General features: G+C 69.0%; 20 protein-coding genes and 1 tRNA gene. 12 read left to right on the top strand and 9 right to left on the bottom strand.

Annotated features, from left to right (window positions below; translation table 11 throughout):
* Window positions 1-16: 16 nt before the first annotated feature.
* Window positions 17-739, bottom strand: a complete 723-nt coding sequence (locus tag CS1GBM4_RS08025) for an ATP-binding cassette domain-containing protein (RefSeq protein WP_186418178.1) — start codon at window positions 737-739, stop codon at window positions 17-19.
* A 15-nt stretch (window positions 740-754) separates the two neighbouring features.
* Window positions 755-1,441: an ABC transporter permease gene (locus CS1GBM4_RS08030; protein WP_186418251.1), complete on the bottom strand. Its 687-nt coding sequence runs from the start codon at window positions 1,439-1,441 to the stop codon at window positions 755-757.
* 119 nt (window positions 1,442-1,560) lie between these two features.
* Here CS1GBM4_RS08030 and CS1GBM4_RS08035 point away from each other — a divergent pair, with 119 nt between their 5' ends.
* The 4 genes from CS1GBM4_RS08035 to CS1GBM4_RS24745 all read left to right on the top strand — a co-directional run bounded on the left by CS1GBM4_RS08035 (window position 1,561) and on the right by CS1GBM4_RS24745 (window position 4,956).
* Entirely contained in the window at window positions 1,561-2,451 is an 891-nt protein-coding gene (locus tag CS1GBM4_RS08035; protein ID WP_186418179.1) for a helix-turn-helix transcriptional regulator, read from the top strand.
* A 162-nt stretch (window positions 2,452-2,613) separates the two neighbouring features.
* Complete coding sequence (locus CS1GBM4_RS08040) at window positions 2,614-3,753, top strand: M20 aminoacylase family protein (RefSeq protein WP_186418252.1); 1,140 nt, start codon at window positions 2,614-2,616, stop codon at window positions 3,751-3,753.
* A 478-nt stretch (window positions 3,754-4,231) separates the two neighbouring features.
* Window positions 4,232-4,663 (top strand): DUF1028 domain-containing protein, encoded by a 432-nt coding sequence (locus tag CS1GBM4_RS24740; protein WP_280177687.1) that lies wholly within the window; start codon window positions 4,232-4,234, stop codon window positions 4,661-4,663.
* 8 nt (window positions 4,664-4,671) lie between these two features.
* Window positions 4,672-4,956, top strand: coding sequence for a DUF1028 domain-containing protein (locus CS1GBM4_RS24745; RefSeq protein ID WP_280177688.1), 285 nt, complete (start codon window positions 4,672-4,674; stop codon window positions 4,954-4,956).
* 46 nt (window positions 4,957-5,002) lie between these two features.
* On the opposite strand, the gene CS1GBM4_RS08050 is transcribed toward CS1GBM4_RS24745, so the two are convergent.
* Both CS1GBM4_RS08050 and CS1GBM4_RS08055 read right to left on the bottom strand, forming a co-directional pair.
* A complete protein-coding gene (locus tag CS1GBM4_RS08050) occupies window positions 5,003-5,779 on the bottom strand; it encodes a hypothetical protein (RefSeq protein ID WP_186418180.1) in 777 nt (258 codons plus the stop codon).
* A 2-nt stretch (window positions 5,780-5,781) separates the two neighbouring features.
* Window positions 5,782-6,918, bottom strand: coding sequence for a DSD1 family PLP-dependent enzyme (locus CS1GBM4_RS08055; RefSeq protein WP_186418181.1), 1,137 nt, complete (start codon window positions 6,916-6,918; stop codon window positions 5,782-5,784).
* A gap of 109 nt (window positions 6,919-7,027) precedes the next feature.
* On the opposite strand from CS1GBM4_RS08055, the gene CS1GBM4_RS08060 reads away from it, so the two are divergent.
* The 3 genes from CS1GBM4_RS08060 (at window position 7,028) to CS1GBM4_RS08070 (ending at window position 11,026) form a co-directional block, all read left to right on the top strand.
* Window positions 7,028-8,848: an ABC transporter ATP-binding protein gene (locus CS1GBM4_RS08060; protein ID WP_186418182.1), complete on the top strand. Its 1,821-nt coding sequence runs from the start codon at window positions 7,028-7,030 to the stop codon at window positions 8,846-8,848.
* Window positions 8,811-9,374 (top strand): GNAT family N-acetyltransferase, encoded by a 564-nt coding sequence (locus CS1GBM4_RS08065; RefSeq protein WP_186418183.1) that lies wholly within the window; start codon window positions 8,811-8,813, stop codon window positions 9,372-9,374. Before CS1GBM4_RS08060 ends, CS1GBM4_RS08065 begins: the two co-directional genes overlap by 38 nt.
* 119 nt (window positions 9,375-9,493) lie before the next feature.
* Complete coding sequence (locus CS1GBM4_RS08070) at window positions 9,494-11,026, top strand: MFS transporter (RefSeq protein ID WP_244607119.1); 1,533 nt, start codon at window positions 9,494-9,496, stop codon at window positions 11,024-11,026.
* A gap of 10 nt (window positions 11,027-11,036) precedes the next feature.
* On the opposite strand, the gene CS1GBM4_RS08075 is transcribed toward CS1GBM4_RS08070, so the two are convergent.
* Window positions 11,037-11,618 (bottom strand): invasion associated locus B family protein, encoded by a 582-nt coding sequence (locus CS1GBM4_RS08075; protein WP_186418185.1) that lies wholly within the window; start codon window positions 11,616-11,618, stop codon window positions 11,037-11,039.
* Between the two features lie 189 nt (window positions 11,619-11,807).
* The gene (gene obgE / locus CS1GBM4_RS08080; protein ID WP_186418186.1) at window positions 11,808-12,851 is read right to left on the bottom strand and encodes a GTPase ObgE; all 1,044 of its coding nucleotides are present in this window, start codon (window positions 12,849-12,851) and stop codon (window positions 11,808-11,810) included.
* 170 nt (window positions 12,852-13,021) lie between these two features.
* Here obgE and CS1GBM4_RS08085 point away from each other — a divergent pair, with 170 nt between their 5' ends.
* A complete protein-coding gene (locus tag CS1GBM4_RS08085) occupies window positions 13,022-14,155 on the top strand; it encodes a PHB depolymerase family esterase (protein ID WP_186418253.1) in 1,134 nt (377 codons plus the stop codon).
* Between the two features lie 42 nt (window positions 14,156-14,197).
* On the opposite strand, the gene CS1GBM4_RS08090 is transcribed toward CS1GBM4_RS08085, so the two are convergent.
* The 3 genes from CS1GBM4_RS08090 to CS1GBM4_RS08100 form a co-directional block, all read right to left on the bottom strand.
* Window positions 14,198-14,848, bottom strand: coding sequence for a GNAT family N-acetyltransferase (locus CS1GBM4_RS08090; RefSeq protein ID WP_186418187.1), 651 nt, complete (start codon window positions 14,846-14,848; stop codon window positions 14,198-14,200).
* Between the two features lie 157 nt (window positions 14,849-15,005).
* Window positions 15,006-15,272 (bottom strand): 50S ribosomal protein L27, encoded by a 267-nt coding sequence (gene rpmA, locus CS1GBM4_RS08095; protein ID WP_186418188.1) that lies wholly within the window; start codon window positions 15,270-15,272, stop codon window positions 15,006-15,008.
* Between the two features lie 99 nt (window positions 15,273-15,371).
* Complete coding sequence (locus CS1GBM4_RS08100) at window positions 15,372-16,061, bottom strand: 50S ribosomal protein L21 (RefSeq protein ID WP_186418189.1); 690 nt, start codon at window positions 16,059-16,061, stop codon at window positions 15,372-15,374.
* 345 nt (window positions 16,062-16,406) lie between these two features.
* Here CS1GBM4_RS08100 and CS1GBM4_RS08105 point away from each other — a divergent pair.
* From CS1GBM4_RS08105 to CS1GBM4_RS08120, 4 genes are all read left to right on the top strand, one after another.
* Window positions 16,407-16,496: transfer RNA gene (locus CS1GBM4_RS08105), tRNA-Ser, on the top strand.
* 364 nt (window positions 16,497-16,860) lie between these two features.
* Window positions 16,861-18,333, top strand: coding sequence for a protein adenylyltransferase SelO (locus CS1GBM4_RS08110; protein WP_186418190.1), 1,473 nt, complete (start codon window positions 16,861-16,863; stop codon window positions 18,331-18,333).
* A 14-nt stretch (window positions 18,334-18,347) separates the two neighbouring features.
* Window positions 18,348-18,941: a hypothetical protein gene (locus CS1GBM4_RS08115; RefSeq protein WP_186418191.1), complete on the top strand. Its 594-nt coding sequence runs from the start codon at window positions 18,348-18,350 to the stop codon at window positions 18,939-18,941.
* Window positions 18,942-19,000: 59 nt separating this feature from the next.
* Window positions 19,001-19,663 carry an alpha/beta family hydrolase gene (locus CS1GBM4_RS08120; RefSeq protein WP_186418192.1) on the top strand — a complete coding sequence of 221 codons (663 nt, stop codon included), beginning with the start codon at window positions 19,001-19,003 and terminating at the stop codon, window positions 19,661-19,663.
* The last annotated feature ends 182 nt before the right edge of the window (window positions 19,664-19,845 follow it).

The raw sequence follows: 19,845 nt of genomic DNA on the forward strand, positions 1-19,845 counted from the left end.
ATCTCGTCTTTATGGTTCACCAGAGCAGTTCCCCGGCGAGGAAGGCGCGTGCCTCGGCCGAATGGGGGCCGGAGAAGAAAGCCGCGGCGGGTGCGTCCTCGACGAGGCGGCCGCGATGCAGGAAGAGCACGCGGTCGGCGAGGCGGCGGGCCTGGCCGAGGTCGTGGGTCGACATCATCACGGTGATGCCTTCGGCGACGAGGCCGGAGAGCAGGCCCTCGATCTGGCGCGTCGCCGCATGGTCGAGCTGCGAGGTCGGCTCGTCGAGGAAGAGCAGTTCGGGCCGCAGCGCCCAGGCGCGGGCGATGGCGAGGCGCTGCTGCTCGCCGCCGGAGAGCAGGCGGGCCGGCTGGCTGGCGCGTTGGTCCAGGCCGAAGCGCCGCAGGGCCTGTGCGGTGCGGGCCCGGCGTTCCTGTCCGCCCGCGCCGGCGGCGGCGAGGGCGTGGGCGATGTTGGCCTCGACCGAGCGGCGCAGCATGATCGGCTTCTGGAAGACCATGGCGTGGCGCTTGGCCCGGCCGTCGGCCGCGGCGGCCCAGCGCACGGCGCCGCGGCTCGGCGTCAGCAGGCCGTGGCAGAGGCGCAGCGTCAGCGACTTGCCGGCACCGTTTGGCCCGAGCAGCACGGTGAGGCCGCCGGCCGGGATGGTGAAGCTGTTCGGCTCGACCAGCAGGCGCCCGTCCCCGGCGAAGGCGGCGGCCTCGACAGTCAGCGGCAGGATCGAGGTCGCGCTCAGCATGACGGCCAAGAGCTCCTAACCGGCATAGCGCGCGCCGATGCGGCTGGCGCCGAAGGCGATGGCGTTGATCATCAGCGTCAGCGAGAGCAGGACGAGGCCGAGCCCGAGCGCCAGCGGCAGGTCGCCCTTCGAGGTCTCGAGCGTGATCGTGGTGGTCATGGTGCGGGTGTAGCCGGCGATGTTGCCGCCGACGATGAGCACCGCGCCGACCTCGGCGCTGGCGCGGCCGAAGCCGGCGAGCAGCGCCGTCGCCAGGGCGAAGCGCCCGTCGAAGAGCAGGGTCGGGATGGCGCGCATGCCGTCGAGGCCGACCGAGCGCAGATGGTCGCGGTATTCGCTCCACAGATCCTCGATCACCTGGCGCGTCAGCGCGATCACGATCGGCAGCACGAGGATGACCTGGGCGAGGATCATCGCGCTCGGCGTGAACAGCAGGCCGAGCGGCCCGAGCGGGCCGGAGCGCGAGAGCAACAGGAAGACGGCGAGGCCGGCGACGACCGGCGGCAGTCCCATCAGCGCGTTCAGGCAGACTATCACCGCGGCACGGCCGGGAAAGCGCGCCAGCGCCAGCGCGGCGCCGAGCGGCAGGCCGATCAGCGCCGCGACCAGGACGGCCGTCAGGGTGACGCGCAGCGACAGGGCGACGATGCCGAGGAAGCCGGGATCGAGCCCGACGACCAGCGCGAACGCCGCCTGAAAGATCGCGCCGACCTCCACGTTCCTCTCCCGAGACGCTCTATCGAATTGCAAGCATTTGCAATTTGTAGAGTTCAATGCGACAAAATGCCAATCCCGTAATGGATGCAGGCAAGCGCAGTCAGATGCAGGAGCAGCTCTGGCTCACCACCGAGGAAGCCGCCTCCTATCTGCGTCTCAAGGAGCGCAAGCTCTACGAACTGGTCGGGCAGGGCGCGGTGCCGTGCACGAAGGTCTCCGGCAAATGGCTGTTCCCGCGGGCCGGGCTCGACCGCTGGCTCGAGGCCGGGCTGTCGCGTCCGGCCGGGCTGGAGGCGGTGGCGCCGCCGCCGATCGTCGGCGGCAGCCAGGATTCGCTGCTCGAGCTCGCCATCCGCGAATCCGGCTGCGGGCTGGCGCTGCTGGCCGAGGGCTCGCAGGCCGGGCTCGACCGGCTCCTGCGCAACGAGGTGGCGATCGCGGCGGTGCATCTGCACGCGACGCCGGACGACGACGCGGCCAATCTCGCCGCGGTCACGGCCGAGCCCTCGCTGCACGACGCGGTGGTGATCAACTTCGCCCGGCGCGAGCAGGGCCTGCTCCTGGCGCCGGGCGATCCGCTCGGCATCGACGGGCTCGGCGCGGCGGTCGCGAAGGGAGCGCGCTTCGCCCAGCGCCAGCGTGGTGCCGGGGCGCAGTTGCTGCTGCTGAGTCTCTTGGAGCGCACCGGCGTTCCACCCGGCCGGATGATCGTCGCCGACGGAGTCTGCGCCACCGGCCAGGATCTGGCGCTGGCGATCCGCTCCGGCCGGGCCGATTGCGGCGTCGCCGCGCGCGCCATCGCCATGGCGTTCGGCCTGCCGTTCCTGCCGCTGGTCTGGGAGCATGTCGACCTGGTGATGCGCCGGCGGAGCTATTTCGAACCGGCGACGCAGACGCTGCTCGCCTGGATGCGCGGCCCCGACATGGCGGCGCGGGCGGCGGAGTTCGGCGGCTATGACCTCTCGCTCAGCGGCAGCGTGCGGCTGAACCGCTGAAGCGCGGTCTCCCGTGCTCCGTGCCGAGGAGGTTCTATCCACTCGAGCACGAAACAAGCTTGCAGATCGGGCCGGCAATTGCAGCGCCTCTTGCGCCGGCGTCGACATAATCTTCCGGCCGAGTGAAGCAGGCGAGGGCAGCCCGTGCCGATCGATCTCGACATGCTCATGCGGGAGATGAGCGGCTGGCGGCGCGAGCTGCACGCCCATCCCGAATTCGGCTTCGAAGAGAGGCGCACCAGCGCCTTCGTCGCGGCGAAGCTGCGCGAATTCGGGCTCGGCGAGGTCGTCGAGGGCATCGGCGGCACCGGCGTGGTCGGGACCTTGACGCGCGGCGGCGGCAACCGGGCGATCGCGCTGCGGGCCGACATGGATGCGCTGCGCATCGCCGAGCAGAGCGAGCTGCCTTATCGCTCTCGGAACCCTGGAATCATGCACGCCTGCGGCCATGACGGCCACACCGCCATGCTGCTCGGCGCCGCCAAGCTGCTGGCGGAGGAGGGCGGCTTCGACGGCACGGTGCGCTTCGTCTTCCAGCCGGCCGAGGAATGGGGACGCGGCGCGCTCGCCATGCTCGACGACGGGCTGCTGGAGCGCTTCCCCTTCGAGGAGATCTACGGGCTGCACAATGCACCGGGGCTGCCGATCGGCCAGTTCCAGACCCGCAGCGGCCCGATCATGTCGGCCGAGGACAATTTCGAGATCGTCCTCAGCGGCGTCGGCGGCCATGCCGCCCGTCCGCATGTCGGCAGCGAGACCCTGGTCGCCGCCTGCGCCCTGGTCACCAGCCTGCAGACCATCGTCTCGCGCCGGCTCAGCCCGGCTGAGATCGCCGTGGTCTCCGTGACCGAGCTGATCACCGACGGCACCCGCAACGCCCTGCCGGGGCAGGCGCGCATCCTCGGCGACGCCCGCAGCTTCCATCCCGAGGTCAGCGCCGGGATCGAGGCGCAGATGCGCGTGATCGCTGAGGGCATCGCGCGCGCCTATAATGTCGAGCAGTCGGTCATCTACACCCGAGAATTCGTGCCGCTGGTGAATCAGCCGGTCCAGACGGAGGCTGCGCTGGAGGCGGCGCGCGCCGTGCTCGGCGCGGAGTACGTCTCGGTCGTGTCGGAGCCCTTCACCGGCTCGGAGGATTTTGCCCGCTTCCTCGCGCATGTTCCCGGCTGCTTCTCCTTCCTCGGCAACGGCGCCAGCGCGCCGCTGCACAATCCGCGCTATGATTTCAACGACGAGGGCCTGATCCACGGCGCGCGTTTCCATGCGGAGATCGTCAGGCGGCGGCTGGCTGTGGGGTGAAGCTGCTCATGCGGGGATCAAGCTGAAATCGATCCCCGCCGCTGGAAGCTGTCCTATGCTTCGTCCCGTTCCGCCCGACCGAGGGGGCTGTCGCGAGGCATCGTGCGGCCGGGCGGGAGAGCGGTGTCCGTTCTGAACGACCGTTGCGGGTCGCACATGGCGGAGGGGCTTCGTCCCGGCGAAGCCGGGTCCTGCCCGACCCGATGGCTCGGCGAGGCACCATCAGAGAACCGCGCGCGGGGTTCGGCTCGCGGCCTCCCAGCCGCTTCGACACTTCGACATCGACATTCGACATGGCGGCGAAGGCTGCCGCATCCCGGACCCCGCGCTCCCTTCGGGATTGCGCATGCTTCAGACCCTCGCGGCGCAGGCCGGCGGGGCTTCTGGTATGTGCGTGATCGCGCGGGCTGCTGCAGGTGTACTTTGCGAAAGCCGAAACCTGCTTGTTTTGCAGCATGGCCTGAGGGAGTAACGTCCGATGACATGGTCGATCATCGCGCGGGACGAGCAAACAGGCGCGTTCGCTATCTTATGTGCCTCGAAGGCGCTGGCGGTTGGGGCTGTCGTGCCCTACGGCGCTGGTCGAACCGGCGTGATCGCGACCCAGGCTTTCGCGAATCCATTTTTTGGCGTCGATGGGCTGCGAATGCTTCAGGAGGGATGCTCGGCACACGATATCGTAGCGGCCTTGTCGGCCTCCGATGGAGGCCGCGATCATCGCCAACTCCATCTGATCGATCGCGAAGGACGCGTTGCCGCCTACACGGGCTCGGCGTGCATCGAGTGGAGCGGAAGCGTCACTGGCCCGCAGGTCTCCGTCGCAGGCAATATGCTTGCGGGCCCGCAGGTCGTCGAGGCGACGCTGAACGCCTATGTTTCTGCTTCCGGGCGCGATTCGACGAGCGTCTGATCCTCGCTATGGAGGCGGGCGAACGCGCGGGAGGCGACAAACGCGGCCGTCAGTCATGCGCCATTCGCATTTGGACCGAAGCCTCATTCCCGCGCTTCGATCTGCGTGTCGATGATCATACCGACCCCTTGAAGGAGCTTCGCCGCCTCTGGCGGCTGGCTCATCAGGGCTATGTGCCGTTTCAAGCCGCTCTCCCGTCGCGTGCGCGACCGGCAGGCCATACGGATCGCGATGCGGTGTATCGGATGTGCGCCGAATATGCCGAGGCATGGAACGCAAGGCATCCCGAGTAGCCGATGCGGGGTTTTCACCCCCTGGCCGTATGCATTTGCGGTCGCGCTAGCCGAACCTCCGCCACGCGCAGACCTTGTGCACATATTCCCGGTCTCGCTCGGCCTCGCCGAAGGGCGCGACCGGCCAGAGCCAGCTCTCGTCCGCTTCCGGCAGGGCGACGCCGTACATCAGGTCGAGCCGGTCATGGATCGCCCCGTCCCGGTCGCGCTCGACCATCTCGACATCGCTGATCAGGCAGACATGGCCCCTGAAGCGAGCGAGGTCGTCGAGATGCCAGGCGATGCAGCGGGCCGGAAGATCGGCGGGGAGGGCGGCGGCGCGGACAGGATTGGCCTCGAGCCAGTCGGCCACCGGCCAGGCGAGCTGCGAGAGCAGGTTGGCCGAGACGACGAGATCGACGCTCTCGTCGGCGGCGAGGTCGGCGAGCGGGTCCTGCCGCCCCTCCGCCTCGCCGGCGAGCCAGGCCATCGCGCCGGTGAGGTCGCGGCTGAGCAGGCCGACCTTGGGCTGGCGCCAGAGCTTCAGGCGGACCAGCGGCAGATGGACGATGTCGACGAGCACGACCTGGTCGAAGCCCGCGCAGAGCGCGTCCAGCGGGATGTCGCGGACGGGGCCGGAGCCGAGCACCACCGCCTTGCGGCGGCGCGGCAGGGCGGCCGCGACCTCGGCGATGACGGCGCGGCAGCGGGCCTGATGCGGCTGCCAGGCCTCGCGCTGGCGAAGGCCGCGCGACCAGAGCGCGACGCCTTCCTGCAGCAGGCCGAAGCGGCGCGCCAGCGGCGCCGCCGGGGTCAGGGCGCGCAGCGCGAGCTCGGCTAGCACGGTTAGCTGAGCGCCCCGCGCCCGGCGACCGGCCAGACCGCCTCGACATGGGCGTCCGGGCCGGCAAGGCCGCGCACGCAGACATACCAGTCGTGCAGGTTGACCGTCGGGTCGCAATGGCCGGGCACGAGCAGCACGCGGTCGCCGCGATGCGGCACGGCGACGGGGTCGCCGGTCAGGATGCCGTGCTCGTCGGACGGCTTGGTGTAGATCACGCCCTCGCGCTGCCAGGGCACCGGCATGCCGGAATCGACCGCCGCGGCCTTGTGGCCGGCGTCGAGGATGGCGCGGTCGGGCACCGGCTTGCTCATCACCCCGGCGAGGACGAACAGCGCGTGCTGGAAGGTGTGGAAGGGCGTGCCGTCGGCCATGCGGTTCCTGGCGTAATCGGCATCCATGAAGATGTAGGAGCCGCATTGCAGCTCGTTCCAGATGCCGGAGCGGCTTTCCAGCTCGAAGGTGCCGGTGCCGGCGCCGCCGACGGTGTCGCAGGCGAGCCCGGCCTGGGCGAGGCGCTCGACCGTGTTGCGGGTGAGCAGGCCGGCGCGCTCGATCGCCTCGCTGCGCTCGTCGACCGAGCGCATGTGCTGGGCGGAGCCGTGATAGGCCTGCACGCCGCGGAAGCGCAGCGTGTTGCTGCGCGCCACCGCCTCGGCGAGCCGGACCGCCGCCTCGCCGGGGGCGACGCCGCAGCGCCGCCCGCCGATGTCGAGCTCGACCAGCACGTCGAGCACCACGTCGTTGCGCGCCGCGGCCTCGGCCGCCTCGCGCACGCCGTCGACATGGTCGACGCAGAGCCCGATGCGGGCCTCGCGAGCGAGCCTCGCCAGCCGGTCGAGCTTGGCGGCGCCGGCGATCTCGTTGGTGACGAGCACGTCGGTGACGCCGCCGGCGACGAGGATTTCCGCCTCGCTGACCTTCTGGCAGCATTGCCCGACCGCACCATGGGCGATCTGGCGCATGGCGATCTCGGGGCTCTTATGCGTCTTGGCATGCGGACGCAGGCGCACGCCCGTCGCCTCGGCGAAGGCCGCCATGGTGACGAGATTGCGCTCGAAGGCGTCGAGATCGATGATCAGGGCCGGGGTGTCGATCTCGGCGAAGGATTGTCCGGGCCGGGCCGGCGGGGAAAGGGGCATGGGCGCTCGATAGCTGGGGAATCAATCTCATGGCCATCGGACGTCAGCTTCGTGTCCGGAGCAAGACCGGCAGTGGCGCTCGCATGGCGGCCATGTTAGGCCCCGCGCCATGAAGATCGGCCGCGTCACCGACGACACCCTTGCGCTCTTCGCCCGAGTCTGGCGCGAGCGGGGGCGGCACTACCTGCCGCAAATGCTCACCATCCTCGGCCTCGTCGTGATCATCGCGGCGACGACGAGCTTCTATCCGCTGCTGATCAAGGCGGCCTTCGACGCCTTCGCCGATCCGATCGGAGCCGAGGCGACCGGCTTCGTGCGCCGGATGGAGCGGCTGGTCTCGAAGTCGATCGATTTCGAGATCGGCGTGGTCAACGCCGTCGCCGTCGTCGTGGTCATCGTCACCGCGATCAAGGGCTTCTCGCTGCTGACCCAGACGGTGATGACCAACAGCGTCGTCAGCCGGATCGAGGCGGACATGCAGAGCGCGCTCTACGACCATCTGATCGATGCCGATCTGGCGCAGCTGCAGCGGGAGAACCCGGCCTCGCTCACCCAGCGCTTCACCACCGACTTCACCTTCGTCAAGGAGGCGCTGACGCGGCTGGTCAACATCGCGATCCGCGACGTGATGACGGCGATCGCGCTGGTCGGCGCGATGCTCTGGATCGACTGGAAGATGACCGCGGTCGTGCTCCTGATCGCGCCCGTCGTCGCCAGGCCGATCGGCCGGATCGGCAAGAAGCTGCGCCGGATGGCGGCCTCGCAGCAGGAGCAGACCGGCATCATGGCGAGCCTCGTCACCGAGAGCCTGCAGGGCGCGCGCGTCGCCAAGACGGATTCGCTCGAGCCCTATCTGAAGGAGCGCGCCGCCGCGGCCTTCGAGAGGATCCGGGCGCTGAAGATGAAGGCGGCGAATGCGCGCGGCCGGCTCGACCCGCTGCTCGAGGTCGGCGGCGGCATCGCCGTCGCCGGGGTGCTCGCCGCGATCGGCGTGCGCATCACCTCGGGCGGCTCCACGGTCGGCGATTTCACCGGCTATGTCTCGGCGCTGCTGCTCGCGGCGCAGCCGATGCGCTCGCTCGGCAATCTCAACGCCATCGTCCAGGAGGCCGGCGCCTCGCTGAAGCGCTATTATGCGCTGATCGACGAGAAGCCGCTGATCGCCGAGCGGCCCGATGCCAGGCCGCTGGCGGTGAGCGCCGGCGAGATCGCCTTCCGCGACCTGCGCTTCCGCTATCGCGACGACCAGCGCGGGCTCGAGGGTATCGACCTCGTGGTCGAGGCCGGCAAGACCACGGCCCTGGTCGGCCGCTCCGGCTCGGGCAAGTCGACCATGCTGGCGCTGGTGCCGCGGCTCTACGACCCCAATGAGGGGCGGGTCGAGATCGACGGGCAGGACATCCGCGACGTCACCCTGCGCAGCCTGCGCGGCCAGATCGGCGTGGTCAGCCAGGACGTCGTGCTGTTCGACGATACGGTGCGCGCCAATATCGGCTTCGGCCGGCCCGGTGCGAGCGAGGCCGAGATCGTCGCGGCCGCCAGGGCGGCGGCGGCGCACGACTTCATCATGGCGATGCCGGACGGCTACGACACCCGGGTCGGCGAGCGCGGCTCCCGGCTCTCCGGCGGCGAGCGCCAGCGCCTCGCCATCGCCCGCGCCGTCCTCAAGGACGCGCCGATCCTGCTGCTCGACGAGGCGACCTCGGCGCTCGACACGCAGTCGGAGCGGCTGGTGCAGCAGGCGCTGGCGGAGCTGACCCGGGGCCGGACGACGCTCGTCATCGCGCACCGGCTCTCGACCGTGCGCGAGGCCGACCGGATCGTCGTGCTCGACGAGGGCAAGGTGATCGAGACCGGCGACCACGATACGCTGATCGCCCGGGACGGCGCCTATGCGCGGCTCTACCGGCTGCAATTCGCGGAAGGATAGAGCCATTCGCCTGGAGACCGAGCGCCTCGTCCTCGACCTGCACGGCCTCGGGCATTTCGAGCCGCTCTGCCGGCTATGGGCCGATGCGGCGGTGGTGCGCCATATCGGCCAGCCGTCGACGCCGCAGGAGGTCTGGATGCGGCTGCTGCGCTATCGCGGGCTCTGGCCGCTGCTCGGCTACGGCTACTGGGCACTGACCGAGAAGGCGAGCGGGCGTTTCGTCGGCGATCTCGGCTTCGCCGATTTCCACCGGGCGGTCGAGCCGCCGATCCGCGGCATACCGGAGGCCGGCTGGGTGCTGGCGGGCTGGGCGCAGGGCCGCGGCTTCGCGAGCGAAGCGCTCGCCGCGGCGCTCGCCTGGCTCGACGGACAGGACGCGCATGAAGGTTCGGTCTGCCTGATCGCGCCGGAGAACGCGCCCTCGCTCCGGCTCGCCCGGCGCTTCGGCTTCCGGGAGGAGCGCGTCGTCGGCTTTTCGGGGCACGACACGCTGCTGCTCCGGCGCGAGCGGCGGGCGCCGCGCTGAGATGGCGCGCATGCCCGGCCGCAAGCATGCCGGGCATGCGCGCGCGGTGCGCCCGTGCTGACAAGAGCTGCCACATTCGGCTGGCAGTGTCGCGGCCCGAGACCGACGAGACCGACACCGTGACGACTTCCCCGACAGCCGGCGACGAGCGGCGCAAGGCGACACGCCGCGAATGGCTGGGCCTGATCGCCATCGCCGTGCCCTGCATGATCTATTCGATGGACCTGACGGTGCTGAACCTCGCGGTGCCGACGCTGGCGCGCGAGCTGAAGCCCTCGGCCGGGCAGCTGCTCTGGATCATCGACATCTACGGCTTCATGGTCGCCGGCTTCCTGATGACCATGGGCACGCTCGGCGACCGGATCGGCCGGCGCAAGCTCCTGCTGATCGGCGCGGCGGCCTTCGGCGTCGCCTCGACCGTCGCCGCCTTCTCGACCAGCGCCGAGATGCTGATCGTGACGCGGGCGCTGCTCGGCATCGCCGGGGCGACGCTGGCGCCCTCGACGCTCTCGCTGATCGCGGTGATGTTCGAGGACGAGACCGAGCGCACCTTCGCGATCTCGATGTGGATCGCGAGCTTCTCGGCCGGCGCCGTGATCGGTCCGCTGATCGGCGGCGTGCTGATCGAGTATTTCTGGTGGGGCTCGGTCTTCCTGATCGCCGTTCCGCCGATGCTGGTGCTGCTGGCGATCGGCCCGGTCCTGCTGCCGGAGTACAAGGCGCCGCATGCGGGGCGGCTCGACCTCGCCAGTGCGCTGCTCTCGCTGGCGGCGATCCTGCCGGTGATCTACGGGGTGAAGCACGGGGCCGAGTTCGGGCTCTCCGCCTATGCCGCCGCCTTCGTCGTCGTCGGGGTCGTGCTCGGCGTCGTCTTCGCGCGCCGGCAGAGGCGCCTCGCCGATCCGATGGTCGACCTCGCGCTGTTCGGCATCCCCGCCTTCCGCGCCGCGCTGGCGATCAACCTCGCGGGCATCATGGTGATGTTCGGCAGCTTCATCTTCCTGGCGCAGTATTTCCAGCTCGTCGCCGGGCTGACGCCGCTGGAGGCGGGCATCTGGTCGCTGCCGTCGGCGCTCGCCTTCACGCTCGCCTCCTTCGGCGTGACGCCGCTGACGGTGCGCTTCAGGCCGGCGGCGCTGATGGCGGCCGGCATGGTGCTGTCGGCGCTCGGCTTCGTCTGGCTCGCCCTGGCGCCGAGCCTCGTCCAGATCGTCGCCTCCTCAATCGTGTTCTCGATCGGCTTCACGCCGGTGATCACGCTGACCACCGGAATCGTGGTCGGCTCGGCGCCGCAGGAGCGGGCCGGCGCGGCCTCGGCCATGTCGGAGACCAGCGCAGAGCTCGGTGGGGCGCTCGGCATCGCGACGCTCGGCAGCCTCGGCACGGCGCTCTATCGCCACGGCATGGCCGATCTCTCGGTCGCCGGCGTCGACGGCGCGGTGCTGGCGCCGGCGCGCGCGACCCTGGGCGGCGCGCTCGCGGCAGCAGAGCAACTGGCTCCGGACCAGTCGGCGCATCTGCTGCAGGCGGCGCGCGACGCGTTCATGACCGGCTTCCACGCGGTCGCGCTGATCGCGATCGCCGGGATGCTGTTCTGCATCGCGGTGGCGCTGACGACGCTGCGCGATGCACGACCTTCAGGAGCGCATTGACGCCTGCCGATTACGGCTCGCGCTGCAGGGCCTCGGCCGCGGCCGGAAAGCCGCGGAAGGAGAGCGGCAACGTCACCTCGCGGCGGCCGGCGTCGAGATAGCGCATCTGCCCGGCCTCACTGAGCCCGCGCCAGCGCTTGAAGGCGTCGTCGCCGAGGCTGGCCTCGGCGAAGCAGCCGACCGGCAGGCAGCGCTGGAAGATCGCGACCGCCTCCTCCTTGTCGGCGACCGTCACGCGCACGCTCGCCTTTTCGCCGAGCGAGAGATTGGGCGGCACCTGGATCACGAGCTTGATCGGCTCGCTCTTGACCGGTCGCCCGATCGCCACCAGCGCGATCGGGCCGCGCTGGCCCTGCTGCTCGATGGTCTGGACGATCTCGCAGATGCGGGCGGCGACGCTCTGCTGGCAGCGCAGCACCCAGTCGCCATAGGTCGCCGTGGTGTTGTCGGGCTGGGAAACGGCACCGGGCGCCGGCGTCGCCTGCGCCTGGGCCGGCCGCTGCTGGGCCGGGCGCTGCGCCGGCGCCTGGGCGGAGGCCGATCCGGCGAGGAGGGCGGCGAAGAGGGCGAGGGCGGTCTGTCGTCTCAGCATGGTCGCAAAGATCCGGAAGCAGGCGGAGAGGGCATTCTCCCGCAAAACGGGTACCGGCCCACGCGAAAAAAAGCGATCACAAAAAAGCAGGGGATGGTTCCGCGATCGGCAGACATGCGGATAGCGCTGCGCCAAGGCCGGGATCGCCAGCGGGTAGTGCCGGGCAGGCCCGCACCCCCGCGACCGGCATCAGGGGTGCCAGCCGGTCTCCTCGGCGGGGGCCTCGTCCTTGGCCTCCTGCGCGCGCGCTTCCTCGACGACGGCGAAGACCGCGCGCAGCGCCGCCTCGACGCCTTCGCCCGACGCGGCCGAGAGCGCGATCGGCGTGCGGCCGCAGGCGCGCTTCAGGCGGGCGAGCTGCTCCTTGCGCGCCTCCGGCGTCAGCGCGTCGACCTTGGAGAGCGCGACGATCTCGGGCTTCTCGTCGAGATCGGCGCCGTAGGCGGCGAGTTCCTTGCGCACGGTCTTGTAGGCCTTGCCGGCGTGCTCGCTGGTGCCCTCGACCAGATGCAGCAGCACGCGGCAGCGTTCGATATGGCCGAGGAAGCGGTCGCCGAGACCGTGGCCCTCATGCGCGCCCTCGATCAGGCCCGGAATGTCGGCGAGCACCATCTCGCGCCCGTCGACGCGAACGACGCCGAGGCCGGGATGGAGCGTGGTGAAGGGATAGTCGGCGATCTTGGGCTTCGCCGCGGTGACGGTGGCGAGAAAGGTCGACTTGCCGGCATTGGGCAGGCCGACCAGGCCGGCATCGGCGATCAGCTTGAGGCGCAGCCAGACCCAGCGTTCCTCGCCGGGCAGGCCGGGATTGGCGTGGCGCGGCGCCTGGTTGGTGGCGGTCTTGAAATAGGCGTTGCCGAAGCCGCCATTGCCGCCCTTGCACAGGGTGAAGCGCTGGCCCGGCTCGGTCAGGTCGGCGATCAGCGTCTCGCCGTCCTCGTCGAGGATCTCGGTCCCAGGCGGCACCTTCAGGACGACCGGCGCGCCATTGGCGCCGTGCCGGTCCTTGCCCATGCCGTGCTCGCCGGTCTTCGCCTTGAAATGCTGCTGGAAGCGGAAGTCGATCAGCGTGTTCAGCCCCTGCACGCATTCGACGACGACATCGCCGCCGCGCCCGCCGTCGCCGCCATTGGGCCCGCCGAACTCGATGAACTTCTCGCGCCGGAACGAGACGCAGCCGGCGCCGCCGTCGCCGGCCTTCACATAGATCTTGGCTTGGTCGAGGAATTTCATGACGACTTGGTAGTCGGATGCGCGGGGCAGGGCAATGCGCCGCGACGCTGCGCCCGCCGACATTGTCGAAGCCGGCACGAAATTATGTTGCAGTGCAGCAACGAATGCCCATCTCAGGCGTTGTCACCTGCCAGCGCCACTCCGGCGGCTGACGGAGCAAGGGCATGACGATGCGAAATCTTTCCGACACGATCGCCCGCCTCTCGGCCTATCGCAAGCAGCTCGGAGCGGAGCCGGCCGCCGACGCCCCGGGACGGCTGGCGTCGCTGGCGGATTTCGGCAGCAATCCTGGCGCCCTGCTCGCCCGGACCCATATCCCGGACGACCTTCCGGCCGGGGCGCCTCTCGTCGTGGTCCTTCATGGCTGCACGCAAACGGCGGCGGGCTATAACCGCGGCGCGGGCTGGTCGGCCCTGGCCGATCGCGCCGGCTTCGCCTTGCTCTTTCCCGAGCAGCGGCGCACCAACAACGCCAATCTCTGCTTCAACTGGTTCGAGCCTGGCGATACGCAGCGCGGCCGGGGAGAAGCGCTTTCGATCAGCCAGATGATCGAGGCCGTGGTCGCGCGCCATGGCCTCGACCGCGGCCGCGTCTTCGTCACGGGGCTGTCCGCCGGCGGCGCCATGGCCGGCGTGATGCTGGCGACCTATCCCGAGCTCTTCGCCGGCGGCGCCATCATTGCCGGCCTGCCCTATGGCTGCGCCGCCACCATCCCCGAGGCATTCGATCGCATGCGGGCGCATGGCCTGCCGAACGAGCTGCGGCTTCAGGCCTTGCTGCGCGGCGCCTCGCAGCATGACGGACCCTGGCCCCGGCTTTCGATCTGGCATGGCGGCGCCGACCGCACCGTGCACCCGGCCAATGCCGCCGCCATCGTGGGGCAATGGCGCGGGGTTCACGCCATGCCGGCCGAACCGTCCGCGAGCGAGCAGGTCGACGGCCATAGTCGCAGGATCTGGCGCAATGACGAGGGCCGGGAGCTGATCGAAGAATACCGCATCGCCGGAATGGGGCATGGCACGCCGATCGCCGGTGACGGCCAGGCCGGGCCGTTCATGCTCGCCGCGGGCATTTCCTCGACCCAGAGGATAGCCCGGTTCTGGGGAGTGGCACCCGGCGAGGCGGAGGCGACCGCGCCGCGCCTCGCTGTCGCCGCTGCCGTGCCGGAGCGCCCGAACCCGACTGCCTCAGCCGGCGCGACGCGAGCACGAGGCGAGCCGTCGCACGAGTCGCCGATGGCCGCCGCGGGCGGCGTGCGCAAGATCATCGAGGACGCGCTCCGTTCCGCCGGGCTGATGCGCTGAACGGCGGGCTCGGGGTTCCGCACTGCCGCGGAACCCCGCCGCTCACGCCATGCAGGGCTCCTCGCTGCGGTTCTCGGCCTGCTGCTCGTCCGCCGGGAGCGGTGCCCAGCCGGAGGCGCTCCAGCTCTTCAGCGCCGCCCAGGTCGAGCGGTCGAGCCGGAACTGCTCGCAGGGGAAGAGGCCGCCGCGCGCCGGCAGCGACTTCAGGAAGGAGCCCTCCTGCCGGAAGCCGCTCTTCTCCAGCACCCGGCGCGAGGCCGGGTTGATGACGCGGGTGTCGGCCTCGATCGCCTCGATCTCGACCAGCGAGAACAGCGTGTCGATCAAGGCCTGGACCGCCTCGGTGGCGTAGCCCTTGTTCCAGTAGGGCGTGCCGAGCCAGTAGCCGATGAAGGGCCGGCCGCTCGCCTGCTTGTGCGCACCGATCATCCCGATCAGCTCGTTCGGCTTCTCGCGCGGCGTGATCGCCAGGACGAGATGGTCGCCGAGGGCGTTGCCCTTGCGCGTCGCGAAGATGAAGGGATCGGCCGCCTGGGTCGGATAGGGATGCGGGATCGAGGCCGTCATCTCGGCGACCGCCTTCTCGCCGGCGAGGTGCAGGATGGCGGTGGCGTCGGCGATCCGCGGCCAGCGCAGCCACAGCCGCCTGGTCTCGAGCCGGAAGACGTCGTCTCTCGTCAATTCGGGGAACATCTTGGTCTCTCCGTCGGCGCAAACGAGAAGGGGGAGATGAGACTTCAGGTCCCATCTCCCCCTCGCTTGACCTTCGGGAAACCCGTTCCGGGCTTTAGTCCCTTGATCCGTTCGGTTCGATGGAACCGGCGGATCGAGACAATTCCCTATCCGCCTTTTACTCTGCGGCCTCTTGGGCCGGAATCACGTTCACGAAAGCTCGGCCGAGTTTCGTCGTGAATCGGACGCGGCCGTTCGTCGTGGCAAAGAGGGTATGGTCTTTACCCATGCCGACATTGGCGCCGGCATGCCACTTCGTGCCGCGCTGACGTACGATGATGTTGCCGGCCACGACCGCCTGGTCGCCGAAACGCTTCACGCCGAGACGCTTGCTTTCGGAGTCGCGCCCATTGCGCGACGAGCCGCCTGCCTTTTTGTGAGCCATAACGCCCTACCTCAAAAACTCTTCAGTCCATGTAACCCGAATCGGCGGCAAAAGCCACCCCGCTCGGGCGTGAAGCTGCGCGGAGCCTGTCAGCGCCGGTCAGTAGTCTTCGCCGGAGGCGAGCTCGGCCTGGTCGGCCTTGGCCCGCGGCGGCTTGCCGGCGAGCAGCTCCCTGGCCTGCTCGACCCACTCCTCGCGGGTGGCGCGGCCACGCAGCTTGAGCTCCTCGTCCCACTTGGCGACGTCGGCCTCCGTCCAGGCGGCGATGTCGTTCCAGGAGGTGATGCCGGCGGCGCGCAGCTTCTTCTCGATGGTCGGGCCGACGCCCGAGATCAGCGAGAGGTTGGAGGCGTCGAGGCCCTCGGCCTTCGCCTCGGACTTGGCGGCCTTCGGCGCGGCCTTGCCCTTGACGGCTTCGCTGCCGGCCTTGAGCGCGACCGGGGCGGCGGCGCCCTTCTTCATCTCCGGCTTCTTGCCGCCGGTGAGGATCTCGGTGATGCGCACCACGGTCAATTCGGCGCGGAAGCCACGCTTGCGCTTGGAATTCTGGCGGCGGCGCTTCTTGAAGGCGATGACCTTCTCGCCGCGGGTCTGCTCGACGATCTCGCCGGCGACCGTGATGTCGCCGAGGAAGGGCGCGCCGATCGTCGACTTCTCGCCGTCGGTCAGCATCAGCACGGAGCCGAAGGCGACGGTGTCGCCCGGGTTGCCCTCGAGCTTGGCGATGGTGATCTCGTCGTTGGCGGCGACGCGGAACTGCTTGCCGCCGGTCTTGATGACTGCGAACATCTCAGTGTTCTCCAGGTTGAGCCCCGCCCTGTCATGAGCCCCCGATAGGGGCGCACGCGGGACGGCTTCTTGGCAGTCGGTTGCGTGGTCGGGTTCGCTCTCGAAGGCCGCTGCGTCCGCCGCGTCGAGGCGGGCTGGTCGGCGGCGGCCAAAAGAGATCAGGCGCGGGTTTCCCCACGCCGGACGCGGCTTCCTAGTCGCGCATGGGCGATCCGTCAAGGACAAGCAGCATGGCGGCGGCGAATTGCAGGGCCGTGACGGGTCCGTCGCCGACGCGCGCCGGAAAGGCTTGTGCACGGCGACCGCAATGTGTAGTAAGCACCCCGCTTCGACCAGAGCGACCGCGGACAGGTGGCAGAGTGGTTGAATGCACCGCACTCGAAATGCGGCATACCTGCAAGGGTATCGGGGGTTCAAATCCCTCCCTGTCCGCCATCATCCTGCTAATGGGATGATTTTATTGCGAAATAAAGATTCTCTTTCGCTCTGAACCCAACTATCACCCCAACTCGTGTTCCCGCTCGCAAGACTCTCGGATGGTGCGGGGCTCCCCCGCCACCAGTCATTTTGAAATTCGATTCCGGTTCGCCATCTAGACATTGGCTGATCGCCGAAAAGCAGACATTCGCTTCGAGCGTGTAGCGGAATGGCTTTCCTTCCCACTCGGACGGATACATTGAAGGGCCGATTCTAGGCGCGTTTGAACCGCTTGGGACAGCGAACCACCACGGCCTGATTGCACTGGGAGTTGTTCGACCCTGCGTGTTGCGGTGCTTCTTTCCGACCATATCTACGATCGATGATCCCGATCGCCTTTGACAATTCCTATGCGCGGTTGCCGCCCCGCTTCTTTGCAGCTGTCGCCCCCACCCCCGTTCGTGCGCCTCGTTTGATCCGGCTGAACGCCCCGCTCGCATCGCAGCTTGGGCTGGACCCCGACTGGCTGAAGGGCCCGGAGGGTGTGGCGATGCTATCCGGCAATGACGTGCCGGCCGGAGCAACTCCGATCGCAACTGCCTATGCCGGCCATCAGTTCGGCAGCTTTACCCCCCAGCTTGGCGATGGGCGTGCCATCTTGCTGGGAGAGCTGATCGATCGGCGCGGCAAGCGTCACGATCTCCAGCTCAAAGGCGCAGGCCCGACCCCGTTTTCACGTCGGGGCGATGGCCGGGCCGCTTTGGGGCAGGTCCTGCGCGAATATATCGTCAGCGAGGCCATGGCGGCGCTTGGCGTTCCGACAACGCGGGCGCTCGCTGCAGCTCTGACGGGCGAGACCGTCCGGCGGGAGACGCTGTTGCCCGGCGCCCTTCTGACTCGCGTCGCCTCCAGCCATGTCCGGATCGGCACTTTCCAGTTCTTCGCGGCGCGAGGCGATGTTGAGGCCCTGCGCCTGCTCGCCGACCACGTGATCGCGCGCCACTATCCGGATTGCGCCGGTGAAGACCGCTATCTCGCCTTGCTCGAGGCCGTGATCGCCGCGCAGGCCGGGCTCGTTGCGCAATGGCTGGCGATCGGCTTCATCCATGGCGTGATGAACACGGACAATATGTCGATCGCCGGCGAAACTATCGACTATGGGCCTTGCGCTTTCATGGATGCCTATCATCCGGCGACCGTGTTCAGCTCGATCGACGAGCATGGACGCTATGCCTTCGGCAACCAACCCCCGATTGCCCGCTGGAACCTCGCGCGGCTTGCCGAGGCGCTGCTGCCGCTACTGGCCGACGATCAGGACAAGGCCGTGTCGATCGCGCAGGACGCTCTCGACCGGTTCGATGCGGAGTTTCAAGCGCAATTGATCGAGAGGTTTCGCCGCAAGCTCGGTCTTGCCACGCAAGAAGCAGACGATTTCGAGCTCGTCAGGGCGCTTCTCGACACGATGCAGCGTGGCGAGGCCGATTTCACGCTCGTCTTCCAGCATCTGAGCGAGGAGGCCGGGCAGTCGGAAAGCGCAGACACCTGTCGGAATCTCTTTGCCGACCCCACCAAGTTCGACGTTTGGGAGAGCCGCTGGCGGCAGCGCCTGCTGAGGGAGCCCACATCGGCCGAGGCGCGCCGGGATGCGATGCTGCGGGTCAACCCGCTGTTCATCCCGCGAAACCACCGGGTCGAAGCGGCGATCGAGGCTGCCGTGGAACACGATGACCTCGCCCCGTTCGAACTCCTCCTGGAGGTCCTCGCCAAGCCTTTTGACGCGCAGCCGGGCCTTGAGGACTATGCGCGGCCTCCGGCCGTGCATGAGCGAGTGGTGGCGACGTTTTGCGGGACTTAGCTGCCCCGGATCGAATGACCGTCGCGACCGAGTTGCCATTGCCGTCATCGGCGACGCTTGGATCGTCCATGCGCGCCAAGGGGATCGAACGCGAGCTGCGGCGCCGCCTTCCCTGGGCACTCCGGAGCTGCGTCACGGTCGAGGCCGGGCGCGCCCTGTTACGCGCGTCTGAGGCCGAAGCGTTCCGCGCCGCCTCCGAGCGAATCCGAGAAGCGCTGGACAAGGTCGCCGATCTGCCCGTGTTTCCGCGCGAGGTCGAGGACATTCTCTCGATCTCTTCCCATGAACGGCACAAATGGTTGAAGGGCGGCCGCATCAAGAGCATCGGAACCCGCACTGTCAAATTGCGCGAACGCGCGAAGGCCGTGACGTTTCACATCTTCGATCCTCGGCACATTGAGGACGTCCTCGATGGCGACTTGCCGGCGCTCGGGAGAGACGAGGATGCACAGGCCCTCGCCGAAAGCCGTCGGCGCTCCGCCGCCAAGGCGGCGCTGGCCCGTGCCTGCAAAGGTAGGGAGAAGGCCGCTCACAAGCCGAGCGACGCGGGCAGGCGGCCGCCACTCCTCGGCTGGGAAGCCTTCGACGCAGAAGGCCTGCTGCGCTAGGCTGGCTCCCTGAGGGTAGCCAGGAACTGGGGGCTCGGCTCGTCGAGGCAGGGCACGCGATGTTTCTTTTTGATGGTTCCGATCGGGCCGACGTTACCATCCTCATGGCGCACGGGGCCGGAGCTCCAATGGACTCGCCGTCAATGAAGGCGAGTGCCGAGGCGCTGGCCGCAGCGGGTTTTCGCGTCGCCCGCTTCGAGTTCGACTATATGGCAGCCCGGCGGAGCGGGGCTGGTCGCATGCCGCCCCCGCGAGCTGAAAAGCTGAATGCGCAATACATCGCCGCAATCGATGCACTCGGCGCCACGGGAGCCCTCGTCATCGGCGGCAAATCGATGGGTGGCCGCGTCGCGAGCATGGTCGCTGATGCCGAGTTCGAACGGGGCCGGATTCGCGGTCTTCTTTGCCTCGGTTATCCCTTCCATCCGCCCGGCAAGCCGGAGCAGCTGCGAACCGGGCACCTTGCCGATATCAAGACCCCGACTCTCATCGCCCAGGGAACGCGGGACGAGTTCGGCACCCGGGAGGAGATATCGACCTATAGGCTTTCGCCGCTCATCGAGGTCCTGTGGTTGGAGGATGGCGATCATGATCTGAAACCGCGCAAGCGGGTTTCCGGCTTTTCAGCGGCCGACCACCTCAAGACCATGGCCGAGACAGCTTTCGCCTGGGCCGGGCGCCCCGATGCGCCACACGTCGCTCGGCGAACCGGCCGGTCGTAGGCTCGGTAAAGTTCAGGCGCGGATCGGTCGTCGCCGTCGAGCTTGCGCGAGCAGCGGGAGCAGCGCGCCAATCTGCGACAAGAGCTCGGCCGCTGCGGTTGTGGCGCGGAACCGCGCGAGGCCGAGCCGAGAATCGGCCCTTGAAAGGCGCAAATGTCCTCGGCTGCTGCGAAACAGCGAAC

Source organism: Allobosea sp. CS1GBMeth4 (assembly GCF_900185715.1).
GTDB lineage: Bacteria > Pseudomonadota > Alphaproteobacteria > Rhizobiales > Beijerinckiaceae > Allobosea.

Coding starts and splice junctions, on each gene's coding strand:
- CS1GBM4_RS08035 (WP_186418179.1), top strand. CDS start 1,561: ATGCAGGAGCAGCTCTGGCTCACCACCGAGGAAGCCGCCTCCTATCTG.
- CS1GBM4_RS08055 (WP_186418181.1), bottom strand. CDS start 6,918: ATGCCCCTTTCCCCGCCGGCCCGGCCCGGACAATCCTTCGCCGAGATC.
- CS1GBM4_RS08065 (WP_186418183.1), top strand. CDS start 8,811: ATGCGCGGCTCTACCGGCTGCAATTCGCGGAAGGATAGAGCCATTCGC.
- CS1GBM4_RS24745 (WP_280177688.1), top strand. CDS start 4,672: ATGGAGGCGGGCGAACGCGCGGGAGGCGACAAACGCGGCCGTCAGTCA.
- CS1GBM4_RS08040 (WP_186418252.1), top strand. CDS start 2,614: ATGCTCATGCGGGAGATGAGCGGCTGGCGGCGCGAGCTGCACGCCCAT.
- CS1GBM4_RS08085 (WP_186418253.1), top strand. CDS start 13,022: ATGCGAAATCTTTCCGACACGATCGCCCGCCTCTCGGCCTATCGCAAG.
- rpmA (WP_186418188.1), bottom strand. CDS start 15,272: ATGGCTCACAAAAAGGCAGGCGGCTCGTCGCGCAATGGGCGCGACTCC.
- CS1GBM4_RS08115 (WP_186418191.1), top strand. CDS start 18,348: ATGACCGTCGCGACCGAGTTGCCATTGCCGTCATCGGCGACGCTTGGA.
- CS1GBM4_RS08120 (WP_186418192.1), top strand. CDS start 19,001: ATGTTTCTTTTTGATGGTTCCGATCGGGCCGACGTTACCATCCTCATG.
- CS1GBM4_RS08100 (WP_186418189.1), bottom strand. CDS start 16,061: ATGTTCGCAGTCATCAAGACCGGCGGCAAGCAGTTCCGCGTCGCCGCC.
- CS1GBM4_RS08090 (WP_186418187.1), bottom strand. CDS start 14,848: ATGTTCCCCGAATTGACGAGAGACGACGTCTTCCGGCTCGAGACCAGG.
- CS1GBM4_RS08075 (WP_186418185.1), bottom strand. CDS start 11,618: ATGCTGAGACGACAGACCGCCCTCGCCCTCTTCGCCGCCCTCCTCGCC.
- CS1GBM4_RS08060 (WP_186418182.1), top strand. CDS start 7,028: ATGAAGATCGGCCGCGTCACCGACGACACCCTTGCGCTCTTCGCCCGA.
- CS1GBM4_RS24740 (WP_280177687.1), top strand. CDS start 4,232: ATGACATGGTCGATCATCGCGCGGGACGAGCAAACAGGCGCGTTCGCT.
- CS1GBM4_RS08025 (WP_186418178.1), bottom strand. CDS start 739: ATGCTGAGCGCGACCTCGATCCTGCCGCTGACTGTCGAGGCCGCCGCC.
- CS1GBM4_RS08110 (WP_186418190.1), top strand. CDS start 16,861: ATGATCCCGATCGCCTTTGACAATTCCTATGCGCGGTTGCCGCCCCGC.
- obgE (WP_186418186.1), bottom strand. CDS start 12,851: ATGAAATTCCTCGACCAAGCCAAGATCTATGTGAAGGCCGGCGACGGC.